Origin of the sequence: Bacillus cereus group sp. MYBK245-2 (assembly GCF_051916145.1) — a bacterium.
In the GTDB taxonomy this organism is placed as follows: domain Bacteria; phylum Bacillota; class Bacilli; order Bacillales; family Bacillaceae_G; genus Bacillus_A; species Bacillus_A pacificus.
On sequence record NZ_JBQAGB010000005.1, the window covers coordinates 220049 to 235841 of the forward strand.

The following is a 15793-nucleotide window of genomic DNA, read 5'->3' on the forward strand; positions in this document are numbered from 1 at the left end:
ATATCCATAAAAAGGAGAATTATATATGATATTCTTTATGTAAGATATTTGAATGAATATAGGGGGGAAGTGAGTATGGACAAGAAAGAAGCTAACATATTGGCTAGGATCTATCATAGGGATAATAGTACTTGCAGCTGGTATGACTTATGGGATGTTACAATTTGCTGAAGTACCAAGGGGTGGCGAGGAGCATGCTTTTGCAGAGTCTAATAAAGAAGAAACACCATCGAATGAAGCAGAGATTAAAGGTTCAAATGCACAACTCCACATCACTAAAAGTTCTACTGAAGAAGAAGTTATTTCAGCTATGCATAGCATGACTCATCAAAAGGTAAAAGCGAGTGACGGACGGGGCGCAACTCCTATGTCTAAAAAGAATGCAGAGAAAGTAAGAAGCATTTTAAATGAAAATGATTTTAGGAATAAAGAAAAACTATTAGCAATCACTGAAAGATGGGTAAATAGGGATTTTAGTAAAATCGTAGAAGAACATAACTATTTCTGGGAACTTCAAGACGGCAAGATAGGTGAAGCTACAAAAATGGATTCGTTAGACGAGCAAACATTCTCTCTAAATACTTTCGGTGATGAAGTAACAGCCGCATTAATTAAATCCGGAGATCTTCAGCATATTGGAGAATAATAAACGTCTATAGATTATAGTTAGAAGCTTACCTTTTTGTATGCACCTTTTCTAAATTTCTTCAATACATAGATGTGATTCTCAAGTAAGAGGAAGGCACCTTAAGGTGTCTTTTCTTTATGGGGTACTGACGGCAAAACGCAGATTTTATACGCGCAGGATCTCATGCAGACCGCAAGAACGGTTTGAGCTCCCAAATACTGTTGTGACAGGAATGTATGAAATCTTGCATACAAAGAAGGGAACGGAAAGTCAGGAAACTATTGATATGAAGGACTTTCTGAGATTGGGTTACTACTAATAATGATGCGTTATGTTAACTTTATATGTATCAAATATACAGTTATAACTTAAGTCACTACTAGCCTTCTTCCAATGGTATAATAAGGAAAAGCAGACAGGGCGGTGTATCGATTGAGAATATTTCTATTTATAGTAGGACTTCTCTTAATTACATTCGGTTTTTTAACTCTTAGTTCTTTCAGCTTCCAAGGTAATGGTGGATCAGTAGCTGTGGCTGTGATGGCTGACCCTCCTGTATCCTATGGACTTTTGGGAGTTGGGATACTCCTGATAATAGGAGCTGTATTACTGAAGAGAAAGAAGAGACCTCACGTAAAATCATAAGTTACTTCCGACTTCGAGAATTATGTAAAGGAGCTGTCCAAATGGATGGCTTATTTTTTGCTTAGCGTGATTTTTTTCCAAAATGCTGGCGGTACTCCGATCTAGTCGGGGGAAGGCACCTTAGGGTGTCTTTTCTTTATTACCGTTCGGCAAAATATATCGATATGAAAATAAATCATTTGCTACTATGAGATGAGAAACCTTACATTTTAAAAAGAACTAATACAGATTGGAGGGAAAAAAATGAAACAAAAAAAGACACTCTCAAGAGTGCCTCCCCTTAGCAGCCGAATCCGCCGCCCCAACAGCTAGCGCCAACGATGATTAATAAGATAAAGAGTACAACTAGTAAAGCGAATCCGCCGCCGAAACCGCAGCCTCCACCACAACTACCTCCATAGCCCATATTAACTCCTCCTTCCATAAAGACCATTAATTAATGGATTTAATTTACTTTATGTTTTTACGGATAATCTTGAGCAGGTCCTTTTGAAAAATAAAGGTGCTTAGATTTTAAGGGAGTTGACGACCTTATTTTTGTCACCGCTATTCCGTTGATGACATATTCTATTTTATTCTGTGCATTGGGGGAAGGAGGATCTTTATGGCCAATTCTGAAATGATTTTACAATTACTTACCGATTTAAAAATTGAGCAGCAAGCTTTAAAAGAGCAGTTGGGAAAGATACAAACAGCTGTGACTATTCTTGAAGAAAAATCAGCGATTGTGGAAGCAAAACCAAAGACTATTGAAGAAAAACCAGCTGTTGCAAAGCAAAGAGCTCATTCTGGACACCCAACATCTTTTCGTGCTTGGAGAGCATCTGCTCAAAGGAATTCATAAAAATATAAGAAAAGAAGACATCCATTAAGATGTCTTCTTTTGCTTGTACAATCCAAATGCGATAAGAAGGTATATATCCATATTGCTTTAAAACTAAGAAGAAAATAACGATTGTCGACTCCTGTTTTAGTATAGCATGTAATAGTAAAAATTTTTATGTAATATTACATATATATAGATTGTATAATGTTATTCTTGTATATTTTAGCTGTCTGTTATTTGTTTTAATTCATTTACTCTTATTGATGGGGTCTTTTTTATAATTGTGTTAAAACAGAAACCCCTCAAACATAAGGAGGGGCTCCATAAATAGAGAAATGGTTATTAGTGTTTAATAAGGTGAAGCTCAGGATATTGCTTCTGAATTTCTTCTAAATGATTTTCGTTTATCCCTTTTAAAGTTTGATCGAAGAAGCTAGTTACTAGTTTATTAATGAGTGTATAATTTGCGGATACATCTTCACCGGGTTCGTTAATAATAGGTGAAAATGCTGCTAAATCTGTAAAACTATTATGATTTGTTTTTGGAAGTACAACTGTGTACGCGCCAGGTTTTTCAATGGTTTTATTTCTTAAATAGGATATTTCAAACAATTCATCTTGGATTCCGTCTGTCTTTTGATTCTCCGCTTCTTTCATATACTGAATGGTAGCTTCAGCATTCATCAACATGAATGGTTTTTGAGGGCCGTCTTTAGGCATTGGATCGCCATACAATCCACCATCCATATCAATCGCAGCTTTAATACGGTTATCCTTTACTAACATTTGCGCGGCAGTTGCTCCTCCATAAGAGTGACCAAACATGCCAATTTTGTCATCGTCAATTAAATTTGCAATGGCTGTAAAGTTTTTATCAAAATTGCCTTTTATTACTTCATTTAAAATAAAAGTAGTATCTTGTTCCCAATTTCGAACCATGTTATTTAAAGCGTTAGGTGTAAATTCAATTGGTACGGAATCTATACGTTTTCCGTTAGGGAAAATTGTTGTTGCTGCGTATCCTGTGAAATTAAGGGCGATTACTACATAACCTTGACTAGCTAATTCTTCTAACTGGAATGTATTTTGTTGTCCGTATAATTCCATTCCATGGCCGAATAAAAGGAGTGGGAATTTTTCTTTAACTTGAAGTGGCTTAGCATCTTGGTAAGAATGTGTTTTTGTCAGCCCTAAATGTGTCATTACGATATACGGAGCACCTTTTGTTACAGCCAATTGTTCAGCGAGGGCGTCTATATTCTCAAAGTAGGCAGAAGGTTTCCCAGCTCCTTTTTCGGCAGGATAGTACACTTGTATCATTAACTCGCGATTTCCATGATTATTCGGTACAGTGGTTTCTTTTCGATTTGTATCAATTAAATGAAAAGCTTTCGTTCCTACTGTATATTTTCCAGTAGGCTCTGGGAGTGTTATGATCGGGAAAAGTAAAGGTAACGTGAACATTGCGATAGCAGTTACGATAATTCCTACCCCTTTTAAAATTTTCATCACTAACTTTTTAGAAACAGCTGTAGTTTTTGGTTTCAAAAAAACTTGTAATGTTAAAACGAACAATAAGAAATAAGCAGGTATCATACGCCAGTTTGCGCCAATTAATACGATGGTGGCTAATAAGAATATGTAATTTATTATTAAGATGAATACATTCTTTTTCGTCAACCCACGCTTGATAAAGATAAGTTGGATGCTAGACAAAAGTAATACAGCAACAAAAATGATTTCTAACATTTTCAGTTGTTAGCTCCTTTCCTAATCATATAAATGTAGATTGCTAAATTGATAATCTATAATCTTATCGGTTATATAACCGTCATTGATAATTGTATGCATGTAAGTAAGTTTAGAATGGTTTTACATGAAATCTTAAGAAAAAAGTACTCATATGAGTACTTTTTTTCTTAAACCGTGCCCCATAAATGATAAACCATACCGATAACAAAAAATGCTAGTCCTACAAATAAAACGATTAAAGCAAGGATTCCATTTTTATTATGTTCCATACAGTCAGCTCCTTTTTAGTTATATACAAAAAAGCCTTTAGTCGTAATTATGGCTAAAGGATCGGATTCTCATACTTTTTTAGTTTATAAAGAAAAGACACCCATATAAGAGCGTCTTTTCCAATAGTTTGTTTAGCAGAAGCAAGCAGCGCCAACGATGATTAATAAAATAAACAATACAACTAATAAAGCAAAGCCTCCAGCGAAGCCACAGCCTCCACAACTACCACCAAAGCCCATAATAGTTCCTCCTTTAAATAAGAGGGAGAAAACAAAGGATCACTCATGCGTTTTAACGGATTCTATATACTTTATGTTTGACGCCTGAATGTGAGCAGGTCCTTTTGAAAATAAAAAAAAGACACCTTGAGGTGCCTTCTGTCCCATTTATTTCATTAATATTCGTTAGCGTAAAATTCTTTTATTAGCTTTATTTCATTTGTATCTGGGTTAAAGTTAAATATTTTAATTTGATCAGATTCATCTTTATAGGCAAATGTATTATCGCCAATTTGGGTCATATTGCTAGTGTTTAAGATAGGGTCACTATCATGATCAGTGATTTCCACAGGTTTGTCACGATCCCAAAATGCAATGACAATGATCAAGATGATAAGGCATATACGTATGTTACGTAGTTCTCTTGCTAGAGGATGCTCCATATGATATTCTCCTTTTTCATTTGCTAGATTTTGTGTATAAAAGAGATATTTTCTATGAGAATATAAATAAAAAAGACACTGTAAAAAGTGTCTTTTTTATTTGATTTATGCGCATTGCTTAATAAGACGCTAGTTCCTCAAGTTAAATATGAGTAACTATGTAGGGTGATTTCATTATAACATTTTAACCAGTAATGGGTCTATATGGAATTTTTGTGATGATTATGTTTATTTATTCAGAATGATAGATGTAGTGAAAGATAAATACTACCTGCAGCAATTGTAAAATATAATGATGTTTGCTTTGTAAAAAAATATTCAATAATTCACCATTGCAACCGCTTACTTTTTGTGTATAATGAAGGTAAGTTAATAAGTAAAAGGATTGTTACTGTTCGGCAGGCAAAACCTAAATTGATCTAGAGGCTACGGGTGTAGTGTGGCTTTTGGAATCAGTTTAGGTTTTTTTATTACCTTTTGTGAATTTAAGAAGAAGAAGGCGGAACACTATGAGAATCCATAAAATCTTAAATAACAATGTTGTTTGTACGATGAAGGATAATGAGACAGAAGTTGTACTTATGGGCAGAGGTTTGGGATTTCAGAAAAAAGTAGGCGATACGATTGATGAATCTAAGATAGAAAAGACCTTTGTGCTAGAAACAAGAGAATTATCAGAGAAACTTGCTAGGTTGCTAACTGAAATTCCTGTAGAAAATTTAGAGATTACCGAGAGAATTATTCAGTTTGCTAAGACAGTTTTGCCGGGGACTTTAAGTGATTATATTTATCTTACATTAACGGATCACTTAAGTTTCGCCTTAACTCGGCATAAAGAAGGAATGGATCTGAAAAATACTTTGCTTTGGGAGATTAAGAGATTCTATCAGAAAGAGTTTGAAATTGGTCTACAAGCTTTGAACATTATTGAAGAAGAGACTGGCTTTAGACTTTCTGAAGATGAAGCAGGGTCAATTGCCTTGCATTTCGTGAATGCGCAGCAAGGAGAGCCGGCAATGGAGCAAACGGTGGCGATGACGAAAATCGTCCAAGATATTTTAAATGTCGTAAAGTACCACTATAAGATGAACTTAGATGAAAATTCATTTAATTATAGTCGGTTCGTAACGCATTTACGATACTTTGCCCAGCGTTTAATGCAGAAGGAATTGCATTCGGCAGAGGATGATTTTTTATACGAGCAAGTGAAAACTAAGTATGAAGAGGCATATTGTTGTACAGAAAAAATTGAAGCATACTTACAAAAAGCACATAATAGTCATCTTTCAAAAGATGAAAAAGTGTACTTAACGTTGCACATTCATCGTGTAACGAAACGCAATGCATTATGTAATTGAATAAACGGGATTGTTACTGTTTGGCAGGCAAAACCTAAATTGACTTGTAATGGAGTGATTCGTATGTATCACGTCGTTACGGTTAGTTTAGGTTTTTTCTTTTATAAAAATGATAAAAGGCATGATTGTAGGGAGGGAAAGTTACTATGAAGTATGAAAAATTAGCAAAAGACATACTGAAGAATGTTGGCGGGAGAGAAAATATAAGTAGCGTTGTACATTGTGTCACTCGTTTACGATTTCAGTTGAAAGATGAGGGGAAAGCAAATACAGAAGTACTGAAAAGTATGGAAGACATTGTGACTGTTATGAAAAGTGGCGGACAATATCAAGTTGTAATTGGTAACCATGTATCCGACGTATATAAAGCAGTTATTGCTGTTGGAGGGTTTCAAGAAACAGAGGAAGAAAGTGCGAGTGAGAAGAAAAAGAGTAGTCTTATAGATATTCTTTCTAGCATTTTCACTCCTATTTTAGGAGTGTTAGCTGCAACTGGGATGATTAAAGGATTGAATGCACTATTTGTAGCGTTAGGCTGGTTAAGTATGCAGTCAGGAACGTATCAAATATTAAATGCAGTTGGCGATTCGTTATTTTATTTCTTCCCAATCTTCTTAGGATATACAGCAAGTAAGAAATTTGGAGGATCACCATTCATCGGTATGGCAATAGGGGGAGCGTTAGTGTATCCGGCTTTATCTGGTTTAAAAGCAAGTGAGCCATTATATACGCTATTTGCGGGGACGATGTTTGAATCACCAATTCATATTACGTTTTTAGGAATACCAGTTATTTTAATGAACTACGCATCATCTGTTATTCCAATTATTCTTGCTGCTTATTTTGGAGCGAGAGTTGAACAGTCTTTAAAGAAAGTGATTCCGGATGTTGTGAAAACATTTGTACTACCATTCTTAACGTTACTAATCGTTGTACCAGTTACATTTCTCGTTATTGGCCCAATTGCGACGTGGGCAGGACAGTTTTTAGGACAGGCGACGCTTTGGGTTTATAATGCAAGCCCATTAGTAGCGGGTGCTTTACTAGGTGCTTTCTGGCAAGTACTTGTTATATTTGGCCTCCATTGGGGCGTCGTTCCGATTGGCTATAACAATTTAGCAGTACACGGCATCGATCCGATACTAGCACTTATATTTGCTGCTTCATTTGCCCAAATAGGTGCTGTACTTGGCGTTTGGGTGAAAACGAAAGATCAGAAATTAAAAACACTTAGTATTCCAGCTTTTATTTCAGGTATTTTCGGTGTTACAGAGCCAGCGATTTATGGTATTACACTTCCCCTTAAAAAGCCGTTTATTATGAGCTGTATTGCTGGGGGAGTTGGCGGCGCAATACTTGGCGTATTTGGTACACAAGCTTATATGACAGGTGGACTTGGCATATTTACGCTTCCGACATTTATTAGTCCGAAAGATGGGATTACAGCTGGATTTTGGGGCGCAATTGTTTCGATGGTTGTTTCTTTACTAGTCGGTTTTATTCTGACTTACTTATTCGGCTTTACGAAAAAACAAACATCTACAGAGGAAACAAGTAATAAAATTGCCGCATCAAGCGATGATGAAGTAATATTTAGTCCTTTCCATGGCGCCGTTATGCCACTTCAAAATATTGACGATGCTGCATTTGCATCGGGTGCGTTAGGGGAAGGAGTTGCGATTGAGCCTTCAGAAGGAAAGTTGTTTTCACCCGTTTCAGGTACGATTTCTGCGCTGTTCCCGACAAATCATGCAGTAGGAATTACGGCAGATTCAGGTGCTGAAATTTTAATCCATATTGGGATGGATACTGTGAAATTAAATGGAGAATTTTTCTACTCTCATATTGAACAAGGAATGAGAGTAGAAAAAGGGGAGTTACTTATTGAGTTTCATATATCTGAAATTCAAAAGGCGGGTTATATTGTGACAACACCAGTTGTTGTTACAAATTATGATAAATATAGCATCAAAAAAACGGAAATAGAAAAGATTCAAGCAGGAGATTCCTTACTAAAGTTAGGAGTTAAATAGTAGTACATTTCATACAGGTTCAAACGAAGAAAGGTATTCTTTGAGAATCGTAATACCTTTCCTCGTTCATTCTTATATAAAGGAGTTTTTCTATATGTCTAAAGTTAATTTTCCAAAAGGATTTTTATGGGGTGGAGCAACTGCAGCCAATCAAGTTGAAGGCGCATATGTAGAAGACGGAAAAGGATTAACGACGGTTGATCTATTACCAACTGGTGAGAAACGTTGGGATATTATGAAAGGAAATATTCATTCCTTTACACCGGTAGAAGGAGAGTTTTACCCGTCACATGAAGCGATTGATTTTTACCATCGTTATAAAGAAGATATTGCGTTGTTTGCAGAGATGGGATTTAAAGCGTTACGCGTATCGATTGCTTGGACACGTATTTTCCCAAATGGTGATGATGAAAAGCCAAATGAGGCAGGGTTACAGTTTTATGATAATTTGTTTGATGAACTGTTAAAGCATGACATTGAACCAGTCGTTACGATGGCTCACTTTGATGTACCTGTTCATTTAGTAGAAAAGTATGGAAGCTGGAGAAGTAGAGAGCTTGTCACTTTCTTTGAGACGTACGCAAAAACGATTTTTAATAGATATAAAGATAAAGTGAAATATTGGATGACGTTTAATGAAATTAATATGCTTTTACATTTACCTTTCATGGGAGCAGGATTAGCGTTTAAAGAAGGGGATAATAAAAAACAAATTCAATATCAAGCAGCGCATCACCAACTTGTCGCAAGTGCGTTAGCTGTAAAAGCGTGTCATGAAATTATTCCAGATGCAAAAATCGGTTGTATGCTTGCTGCTGGTGCAACGTATCCGTACACATGTAATCCAGATGACGTTCAACGCGCGATGGAACAAGACCGTGAATCATTCTTCTTCATTGATGTACAAGCAAGAGGAGCATATCCTGGATACGCAAAACGCTTCTTTAGAGATAATAATGTAACAATTGAAATGGAAAAAGAAGACGAGGAAATTTTAAAAGAGCATACGGTTGATTATATTGGCTTTAGCTACTATTCAAGCCGAGCAACAAGTACAGATCCAGAAGTGTTAAAAAGCATAACGAGCGGAAATGTATTCGGTTCTGTTGAAAATCCATATCTTGAAAAATCAGAGTGGGGATGGACGATTGATCCGAAAGGCTTCCGTATTACAGCGAACCAACTGTACGATCGCTATCAAAAACCTTTATTTGTTGTTGAAAATGGTCTCGGTGCAATCGATCAATTAAATGGTGAAGATGAAGTGAATGATGAATACCGTATTGATTATCTAGAGAAGCATATGATTGAAATGTCCGAAGCCATCCAAGATGGAGTAGATATTATCGGATACACAAGTTGGGGCCCGATTGACCTTGTAAGTGCTTCTACTGGAGAAATGAAAAAACGTTACGGATATATATATGTTGATAAAGATAATGAAGGAAAAGGTTCATTAAAAAGATCGAAGAAGAAAAGCTTCGATTGGTATAAGGAAGTAATTGCGACGAATGGTAAGAGTTTGGAGTCTTAAGTAGGAGAAGGAGACATCTTAATGGGTGTCTTCTTTTTTCATTGTGAATAAAGTACGGAGCTATATTTCCCTTTACACGAACATAAAGGTATAATATAGTTTAGTTAACTAAACTAAACTATATAAAATCGTGACTGGAGGAAGAACGCTATGACGAGATCATATAAAGAAGTAATTAATGAAATGAACCGAGCCTACACTGAATTTTACATTTTACTATTTCAAGATTTAAAGGACGAGTATGGTCTTACTGGACAGCAAGAGAGTATGCTATTTCATATCAATTTAAATGAAAACACGACAGCCAATAACATTGCGAGTACGTTTAATATAACGAAAAGTGCTGTGAGCCAAGTTTTATCGAAATTGGAAAAGCAGAAGATGATTTCAAAACAAGTGAATCCGAACAATAAAAGGGAGTATTTCCTTACACTTGGTCCGAACGGTAGTAAGTATATGGAGCAGTTGTCTAAGTTAGATGATGTATTAATTGAGAAGTATTTTTCTAAAATCGATATAAATGCTTTAGAACAAATGACGGATACGTTAAAGAAAATAAATAAGGTGATATTGGAAGAAAAACAGAAGGATCTTGATTGTAATGAGTAAGAACTTGAATGAGGTAATGAGTAGAAAGGAGGAGAAGCGTGTGATGAGTTACATACCAAATATGATGACGATAGCGAATTTTATTTGTGGGATATTGGCCATCTATTCTGTTTTCTTTCAAGATATATATGGTGCAGTCATGTTCATTATTACAGGCATGGTATTTGATTTATTTGATGGTATGGTGGCTCGGAAACTGGATGCTGTTTCGGAAATTGGCGGAGAGTTAGACTCATTTGCGGATTTAGTTACCTTTGGCGTGGCACCGTCTATTCTCGCTTATAGTGTCGCGTTAAAAGATTTGCAGTCTATTGGGATGATATGTGCGCTTGCTTATAGTATTTGCGGAATGCTTCGGCTTGCGAGATTTAATACACAACAAAGCAAACTCCCGACATTTATCGGAATGCCCATTCCATTTGCGGCAATGTGTCTCCTCATTTTATGCCTCTTAAATAAACCAGTTTCCGTGGCATTTGGCACATGCGTACTTGCTTATTTAATGGTGAGCAAAATCAAATTCCCTCATTTTAAAAAAGATATATCGGAAAGCTTGAAGTCCGAAAGATGGGAGTAATAGGAAAGGTAAGGAGCATAACATGATTCGTATGGCATTAAGATCATTCAACATACAAATATATTGTTTGCTAGGCTTAATGTTACTAGGATGGCTTGTGACACCTTTTCGAGCCCAGTTTGTAGGGATAAGCATTGGCCTTTTAGTTAGTATGTACTGCGCCTGGATTTTAGGAAGGCGTATCGAAAAGTTTGGAAATAGCATCGTAAAAAAAGAAAAAGCACCGATGCTTGGCATGATGAATCGATTTGCAGCCGCCATACTCGGTGCGATTATTATGTATGAAATTGAACACCGTGAGTACATGTGGACATTTGCAGCTGGAATTATGGGTGGGTATTTCTTGGTTATTGTTAATTTGGGGTATTATAGTATGAGGGATGAGAAGGAAGAAATATGAATTAGTTAAGGGATTGCTATATGGCAATCCCTTAACTAATTTAGTTCCTTAATAGTTTCCCTAGCAATTTCATTAGAAGCATCCAACTCTAAAATTTTATTACAAATTGCAAGTACCTTTTCATTCACGCTAACTGTTTTCTCTTGTCAGACTTCCATACTGTATTGATGAAAATACTACAAGGGTTGCATGTGAAGATTTAAGAAAAATTTTATATTTACCCCACTCTTTATTTTAAAAGTTTCTCCTATCCTATAAACAAGTTACATCAAGGAGGAGACTGAAAATGAAGAAGTGGGGATTGTTTATTTTTAATATATTCCCGATATTCGAAGACAAAGTAGAAGATTAAATATATGAACAAAGTACCGATTCTTAAACTATGTTCTAAATAATAGATGAAAATGTAAAGTTAGGGGATTCCACATGCACACAGAAGTCTTGATGAGTTATTTGTATACGTATTTTTTTACAATTATGTTTTGTATTGTATTTCAAATTGGATGTTATTTTAAAGCGAAAAACAATATATCTATTCGGCATTTTTTATGGGTATATGTTTTTCTATTCTACCTTTCGCTAGTGTATAAAGTGACGCAAATCGCGACTGTATGGGATATAAGTAGATATGAAACGTGGATTCGTGTAAATCAAATTAATTTGACTCTATTTGATACGGTAGGTAGTACGACGTATCTTTTGAATATTTTACTGTTTATGCCTTTAGGTTTTTTATTACCGACCATTTGGCCGCAATTTAGAAAAATGAAAAACACCGTATGCGCGGGATTCTTTTTTTCATTGGCAATTGAGTTAAATCAATTACTAAATAATAGAATTACAGATATTGATGATTTATTTACGAATACTCTCGGGACGATTGTTGGGTATGTATTATATAAAGTATTATATACAGCATTATTTAAAATGATATTGAAAAGAGAGGAAAAAAAGATTGATATGAACTCTTCGCTAGTCATAAAATACGAGGCTATTTTTTGTTTAGTGTGTTCATTTGTAGGAGCGATGTTAATTTATTATCCAGCTTTGTTTGGAAGACCTGTAATTCTCCAATGAGATGTGTCATCTCGTTTATAAAATGATTCTCGTTCTCCACACCCAAACACAGTAAAATGTGAATGATGCATTCTCTTTTTCTAACTTAATAGATATAGTTTATGTATTACATGATAGGTAGGTGTAAAGGTGTTACATGTTCAATTATCTCAATGCTTACTAAAAGAATCAAAACCAGCTCTTCATACAGATGAAAAACGAGTATATATGTTAAAAGATGAAGGGTTATCACTGTATCCTATTTATTTAAATCACCCTATTATGATAGGAGTGGGAACGAATTGGAATCAGCATACAGGATTCGAAGAAATCATTAAAGGATTTATGGGTACACATAACAAATTTCCTATGTATATGTTATTTGAAACTTATTTATGTAGAGACTTTATTGAAGGATTTTTAGAAGAGAATAAACTTCAATTTGAGCTAGTTTTTACTAATAAGAAAAGGGATACGAGCTTTTTTAAAGTGTGCATTACCAATGGTGATGATATAACTACACTTATGAAGTATTTCTTTCAATCAGCACAAGATTCTCTCTATACGTTAGTAAGCTATTCGGCAGACTGTAAGATTATCAGTAATCGTACTGGTGGGATTGAAATAAAAGCGGACAGTTTCTATCCAAGCTTTTCATTTATGTATGATGCGCAAGAATTATTTATTATTGGTGGAGAAGAAAAGTGGTCTGATATCCATTATATAAAAAGATTTTTCCATCTTGAGCAGATTACAGATGAGCTAATTATTGATTTAAGAAAATGAGAGACGAGTAAACCCTCAAGTATAAAACGATATACTTGAGGGTTTTTTATGTATGAAGAAGGAACTTATATCATATATTTTATTCGTCGTTCCATGTAAGTCATTGGGTTTATAAAAACAATGTGTTGAATAGATCAGTAAAGAAGGCTTTTCTATTTTTCCCGAGAATGAACAGTAATGTATAATCTAATTCCTTCATGTAATAAGGAGGCAGTAAATTTTGAACAGGAAAATCTGGTATGTATTTACTTGTTTTGCTCTTTTAGTATCTAGTTATATTGTTGTCCAATATTTTATTATGGATGGATTTCAAACAGGGCTTGTAAAAGCGAAGCTTATGTTTGGATCTAAATTAAGTGAGTTTTGGTATATGATGTTATTTATACATATTATAACTAGTATAGTAGCATTAGTAATTGGCCCTTTTACATTATCTACTCAATTTAGAGAAAAGAATATGAACCGTCATCGAATAGCTGGGAGAATTTATATGGTTGGTATATTATTAGGCGGCGTTTCTGGACTATACCTATCCTTTTATGCTACGGGAGGATTGGTAGCGAAGCTAGGTTTCGGTTTGTTATCCGTACTTTGGCTAACATCAGCATATCAAGCATTACATAGAGTTAAGAATAAAAAAATTAAAGAGCATCGGAATTGGATGATTAGAAATTATGCTTTAACCTTTGCGGCAGTTACATTAAGAATTTGGCTACCTTTGTTTATCGTTCTATTTGGGATAGAACATTTTGAACTTAGTTACGCTATTATTGCTTGGTTAGCATGGGTACCCAATTTAATTGTCGCAGAATTATTCATAAGAAAAAGGCTTAATAAAGGAAAATACGAAGGAAATGAGGATTTACATTTTTGATGTGAATGTGCTGTAATATTGAGGACGAAAATTTTTAAATAGCTGAATTACGTACAAAAATAGGCTGGCCAATTGAAGCCATCCTATTTTTATTTATATTACCAATTAGCAGTTTCCGTATTTTCTTTCAACCACTTCACCCAGTTCAAGTCCTCTACCTTAAGTAAACTTAAAGAAACACCCTTCATATCTAAAGAAGTTAGTAGCGTACCAACTTTTACGAATGTAATCTGTAATCCTTCCAGCTCACATAAACGGCGAATGTCATTTGCAAAAATGTATTGTTCCATTAGCGGAGTTGCGCCTAGTCCGTTAATGAGGATGGCGAAGTTGTCGCCTTTTCTCCAGCGGTAAATGCTTTTTAGTTTGTTCATTAGTTCGATCGCTAATATTTCAGAAGAGGATAGCGCTTCTTTACGGTAACCTTTTTCGCCGTGGATACCGACGCCATAAAAGACTTCATCGTCGTTTAACGTGAAAGAAGCTTTTCCTTTCACTGGATCATTGGCAGGTGAAAGAGCGACTCCTAATGTGTGTAAGTTTTCAGTGATAGAACGGCCGAGTGCAGTCAGTTCTTCTAAAGAGTGACCTTCAAGAGCGGCCGCACCAAGTATTTTTTGAACGAAAACAGTGCCAGCGACGCCGCGTCTTCTTTTATTAAAAGAAGCATCATCTTCAATTGAAACGTCGTCATTTACGATGATATGGTCAATTTTTCTTCCTTCTTCTTTGGCAATTTTTTCAGCCGCTAGAAAGTTCTCAACGTCATCTTTAAAGTTTTTGATGATGAATAGTATACTTTTATCTTTTGGCACGAGGCGAGTTGCCGTCACAATTTGTTCCACTGTAGGCGGAGTGAAAATACTGCCGTTTACTGCCGCTGTAAGCATACCTTTCCCTACATAACCAATATCAGCAGGTTCATGTCCGCTACCACCGCCGCTTATAATAGCGACGCTTTGCTTCAGTTTTTCAATATTTTTCACATAAATGATGTTATTTGTTTCGTCATAATTTACTTTGTCGTTATGTTCAAAATAAAAGCCATGCAGCATATCTTGAACGATATGTTGTACATCATTCATAATCTTTTTCATTGCTTTTGCCACCCTTTAATTACTTTGCTGATTGCTCCAGTAATAGTAGTAATTGATTGTTTATCATATTTTTCATGAGAGAAGACATAATGGAAGGATCTACTTCGCACTTGCTTTCAATCCAATCTTTTATCGTTCCAACGAAGCCGTGACTATAAAAGGAGGCAATCGTATTTTTTGTCTCATCAGAAAGGCTGAATCCACAGCTCACAGATAATTCATCAATAATCTTCATATATAAGTTTTTCGTATGCTCAAATAAATAGTGATTAAACGAGTTTTGTTCAATGACTTTAAAAGCATTTCGGTAAAATTTTTGATTTTCATAAAAGTAATCAAATAATAAATCAAAAATATTTTCCCACGTTTCATAGTCGAGAAAGTCAATAATGTTTTCTTTCGTTTCTTCTCTATAAATCCAGCTTAATAGTTCAAATTTATCTTTAAAATGATAATAAAAAGTTTGCCTACGCATTTGACAGTGTAACATAATATCGCTCACTGATATTTTATGAAAAGACTCTGTTTCCATTAAATGTTTCAATGAGTTCGCGATTATCTTTTTAGAAATTATAGAAGAGGTCATCTGAATCATCCCTAGAATGTTAGTAATATGAAAATCCTACCCATAAATGAGAGCGGTGTCTTTAGACAGATTGTCCATTTTGTCCGTTTACTATAAAACGC

The 15793-nt window shown here is 35.2% G+C and carries 16 protein-coding genes and 1 pseudogene; 11 read left to right on the top strand and 6 right to left on the bottom strand.

Features of this window, described 5'->3' with window-relative positions:
• Positions 1 to 85: 85 nt before the first annotated feature.
• Positions 86 to 646 (top strand): annotated as a pseudogene (locus ACTFRN_RS11635) (PRK06770 family protein); the annotation flags it as partial.
• Between the two features lie 907 nt (positions 647 to 1553).
• Here the strand turns inward: ACTFRN_RS11635 and ACTFRN_RS11640 are convergent.
• Positions 1554 to 1679, bottom strand: a complete 126-nt coding sequence (locus ACTFRN_RS11640; RefSeq protein ID WP_000540377.1) for a YjcZ family sporulation protein — start codon at positions 1677 to 1679, stop codon at positions 1554 to 1556.
• A 198-nt stretch (positions 1680 to 1877) separates the two neighbouring features.
• Here ACTFRN_RS11640 and ACTFRN_RS11645 point away from each other — a divergent pair, with 198 nt between their 5' ends.
• Positions 1878 to 2117, top strand: a complete 240-nt coding sequence (locus ACTFRN_RS11645; RefSeq protein WP_088106486.1) for a hypothetical protein — start codon at positions 1878 to 1880, stop codon at positions 2115 to 2117.
• A 324-nt stretch (positions 2118 to 2441) separates the two neighbouring features.
• On the opposite strand, the gene ACTFRN_RS11650 is transcribed toward ACTFRN_RS11645, so the two are convergent.
• From ACTFRN_RS11650 to ACTFRN_RS11660, 3 genes are all read right to left on the bottom strand, one after another.
• A complete protein-coding gene (locus tag ACTFRN_RS11650; RefSeq protein WP_088106485.1) occupies positions 2442 to 3848 on the bottom strand; it encodes an alpha/beta hydrolase family protein in 1407 nt (468 codons plus the stop codon).
• Positions 3849 to 4252: 404 nt separating this feature from the next.
• The gene (locus ACTFRN_RS11655; RefSeq protein WP_000505670.1) at positions 4253 to 4360 is read right to left on the bottom strand and encodes a YjcZ family sporulation protein; all 108 of its coding nucleotides are present in this window, start codon (positions 4358 to 4360) and stop codon (positions 4253 to 4255) included.
• 155 nt (positions 4361 to 4515) lie between these two features.
• Complete coding sequence (locus ACTFRN_RS11660) at positions 4516 to 4782, bottom strand: YmzC family protein (protein ID WP_000400942.1); 267 nt, start codon at positions 4780 to 4782, stop codon at positions 4516 to 4518.
• 509 nt (positions 4783 to 5291) lie between these two features.
• On the opposite strand from ACTFRN_RS11660, the gene licT reads away from it, so the two are divergent.
• The 9 genes from licT (at position 5292) to ACTFRN_RS11705 (ending at position 14009) form a co-directional block, all read left to right on the top strand.
• Positions 5292 to 6140, top strand: coding sequence for a BglG family transcription antiterminator LicT (licT, locus tag ACTFRN_RS11665; protein ID WP_088106484.1), 849 nt, complete (start codon positions 5292 to 5294; stop codon positions 6138 to 6140).
• 146 nt (positions 6141 to 6286) lie between these two features.
• Entirely contained in the window at positions 6287 to 8173 is a 1887-nt protein-coding gene (locus tag ACTFRN_RS11670) for a beta-glucoside-specific PTS transporter subunit IIABC (RefSeq protein WP_049113865.1), read from the top strand.
• 94 nt (positions 8174 to 8267) lie between these two features.
• On the top strand, positions 8268 to 9707 hold the full coding sequence (locus ACTFRN_RS11675) for a 6-phospho-beta-glucosidase (protein WP_000049018.1): 1440 nt from the start codon (positions 8268 to 8270) through the stop codon (positions 9705 to 9707).
• Positions 9708 to 9857: 150 nt separating this feature from the next.
• Complete coding sequence (locus tag ACTFRN_RS11680; RefSeq protein WP_000198624.1) at positions 9858 to 10316, top strand: MarR family winged helix-turn-helix transcriptional regulator; 459 nt, start codon at positions 9858 to 9860, stop codon at positions 10314 to 10316.
• The gene (gene pssA, locus ACTFRN_RS11685; RefSeq protein WP_140383344.1) at positions 10309 to 10893 is read left to right on the top strand and encodes a CDP-diacylglycerol--serine O-phosphatidyltransferase; all 585 of its coding nucleotides are present in this window, start codon (positions 10309 to 10311) and stop codon (positions 10891 to 10893) included. The genes ACTFRN_RS11680 and pssA overlap by 8 nt, the downstream gene beginning before the upstream one ends.
• Before the next feature lie 22 nt (positions 10894 to 10915).
• The gene (locus ACTFRN_RS11690; protein WP_088106483.1) at positions 10916 to 11293 is read left to right on the top strand and encodes an ATP synthase subunit I; all 378 of its coding nucleotides are present in this window, start codon (positions 10916 to 10918) and stop codon (positions 11291 to 11293) included.
• Positions 11294 to 11719: 426 nt separating this feature from the next.
• Positions 11720 to 12370, top strand: a complete 651-nt coding sequence (locus tag ACTFRN_RS11695) for a VanZ family protein (RefSeq protein ID WP_014893258.1) — start codon at positions 11720 to 11722, stop codon at positions 12368 to 12370.
• A 129-nt stretch (positions 12371 to 12499) separates the two neighbouring features.
• Complete coding sequence (locus ACTFRN_RS11700; RefSeq protein ID WP_088106482.1) at positions 12500 to 13135, top strand: hypothetical protein; 636 nt, start codon at positions 12500 to 12502, stop codon at positions 13133 to 13135.
• 220 nt (positions 13136 to 13355) lie between these two features.
• Positions 13356 to 14009 carry a DUF2306 domain-containing protein gene (locus ACTFRN_RS11705; protein WP_088106481.1) on the top strand — a complete coding sequence of 218 codons (654 nt, stop codon included), beginning with the start codon at positions 13356 to 13358 and terminating at the stop codon, positions 14007 to 14009.
• Between the two features lie 98 nt (positions 14010 to 14107).
• Here the strand turns inward: ACTFRN_RS11705 and dhaQ are convergent, their stop codons facing one another.
• Complete coding sequence (dhaQ, locus tag ACTFRN_RS11710; protein ID WP_000723346.1) at positions 14108 to 15106, bottom strand: DhaKLM operon coactivator DhaQ; 999 nt, start codon at positions 15104 to 15106, stop codon at positions 14108 to 14110.
• Between the two features lie 19 nt (positions 15107 to 15125).
• Positions 15126 to 15692: a dihydroxyacetone kinase transcriptional activator DhaS gene (dhaS, locus tag ACTFRN_RS11715; RefSeq protein WP_000204205.1), complete on the bottom strand. Its 567-nt coding sequence runs from the start codon at positions 15690 to 15692 to the stop codon at positions 15126 to 15128.
• Between the last annotated feature and the right edge of the window lie 101 nt (positions 15693 to 15793).

Bases quoted from the DNA above. Each gene is read 5' to 3' on its own strand.
- ACTFRN_RS11640 (WP_000540377.1), bottom strand. From the start codon at position 1,679: ATGGGCTATGGAGGTAGTTGTGGTGGAGGCTGCGGTTTCGGCGGCGGA.
- ACTFRN_RS11645 (WP_088106486.1), top strand. From the start codon at position 1,878: ATGGCCAATTCTGAAATGATTTTACAATTACTTACCGATTTAAAAATT.
- ACTFRN_RS11650 (WP_088106485.1), bottom strand. From the start codon at position 3,848: ATGTTAGAAATCATTTTTGTTGCTGTATTACTTTTGTCTAGCATCCAA.
- ACTFRN_RS11655 (WP_000505670.1), bottom strand. From the start codon at position 4,360: ATGGGCTTTGGTGGTAGTTGTGGAGGCTGTGGCTTCGCTGGAGGCTTT.
- ACTFRN_RS11660 (WP_000400942.1), bottom strand. From the start codon at position 4,782: ATGGAGCATCCTCTAGCAAGAGAACTACGTAACATACGTATATGCCTT.
- licT (WP_088106484.1), top strand. From the start codon at position 5,292: ATGAGAATCCATAAAATCTTAAATAACAATGTTGTTTGTACGATGAAG.
- ACTFRN_RS11670 (WP_049113865.1), top strand. From the start codon at position 6,287: ATGAAGTATGAAAAATTAGCAAAAGACATACTGAAGAATGTTGGCGGG.
- ACTFRN_RS11675 (WP_000049018.1), top strand. From the start codon at position 8,268: ATGTCTAAAGTTAATTTTCCAAAAGGATTTTTATGGGGTGGAGCAACT.
- ACTFRN_RS11680 (WP_000198624.1), top strand. From the start codon at position 9,858: ATGACGAGATCATATAAAGAAGTAATTAATGAAATGAACCGAGCCTAC.
- pssA (WP_140383344.1), top strand. From the start codon at position 10,309: ATGAGTAAGAACTTGAATGAGGTAATGAGTAGAAAGGAGGAGAAGCGT.
- ACTFRN_RS11690 (WP_088106483.1), top strand. From the start codon at position 10,916: ATGATTCGTATGGCATTAAGATCATTCAACATACAAATATATTGTTTG.
- ACTFRN_RS11695 (WP_014893258.1), top strand. From the start codon at position 11,720: ATGCACACAGAAGTCTTGATGAGTTATTTGTATACGTATTTTTTTACA.
- dhaQ (WP_000723346.1), bottom strand. From the start codon at position 15,106: ATGAAAAAGATTATGAATGATGTACAACATATCGTTCAAGATATGCTG.
- dhaS (WP_000204205.1), bottom strand. From the start codon at position 15,692: ATGACCTCTTCTATAATTTCTAAAAAGATAATCGCGAACTCATTGAAA.